This window comes from Nocardiopsis listeri NBRC 13360, assembly GCF_001570765.1.
GTDB lineage: Bacteria > Actinomycetota > Actinomycetes > Streptosporangiales > Streptosporangiaceae > Nocardiopsis > Nocardiopsis listeri.
The window spans coordinates 1-961 of sequence record NZ_BCSH01000139.1 but is presented as its reverse complement, the minus strand read 5'-3'; the positions used below and the strand labels follow the sequence as shown (position 1 = coordinate 961).

Here is a 961-nt window from a genome sequence, read left to right as displayed (position 1 = left end):
CCAGTCCACAGGCACACCGCGCACCCACAGCTCACCCGCCGACACCAACATCCGGTCCAAGCCGCCCTCATCACGGCGCAACGACCCCACCACCACACCAGAAGCCCCAGAAGCACCCGCCTCATCGGCGACCGCGTCCAGGGTCTCCTCCAACGCACCCGCCAACACCGGATGCGCCGACACCTCCACGAACACCCCCACACCCTCAGCCACCAGACCCCGCACCACCGGCTCCAGCAACACCTCACCGCGCAAATTCTCGAACCAGTACCCCGCCCCCATCCGCGCGGTATCCACAACCCGGCCCGTCACCGTCGACACCAACGGCACCTCACCCGAACGCGGCTTCACCCCACCCAGCACGTCCACAAGCTCATCACGCAACACATCGATATGAGCCGAATGCGACGCATAATCCACCGGCACCCGACGCGCCCGGATCCCCTGCTCCTCGCACCAACCCAGCAGCCCCTCAAGACCGTCCACATCACCCGAGACCACCGTCGACGACGGACCGTTGACCGCGGCCACACCCACACCAGGCCACCGACCCACCAACCCACGCACCCGATCCGCACCCAGCGCGACCGAGACCATCCCCCCACCACCAGCGACCCGACGGATCAACCGCGACCGCAACGCGACCACACGCGCACCGTCCTCAAGACTGAGCCCACCGGCCACACACGCCGCCGCGATCTCCCCCTGCGAATGACCCACCACCACCGAGGGCTCCACACCCCACGAGCGCCACACCGACGCCAAAGACACCATCACCGCCCACAACACCGGCTGGACCACATCCACCCGGCCCAACGCCTCCTCATCACCCACCACCTCGAACAGATCCCAGTCCACAAACGGCTCCAGAGCACGGGCACACTCACCCATCCGCTCCGCGAACACCGGCGAAGCCTCCAACAACCCCGCCGCCATCCCCACCCACTGCGACCCCTGACCC

The 961-nt window shown here is 67.7% G+C and carries 1 protein-coding gene; it reads right to left on the bottom strand.

Features of this window, described 5'->3' with window-relative positions; translation table 11 throughout:
- A partial coding sequence (locus tag NLI01S_RS24815) for an acyltransferase domain-containing protein (RefSeq protein ID WP_157091141.1) occupies nt 1-961 on the bottom strand: 961 nt, incomplete at both ends.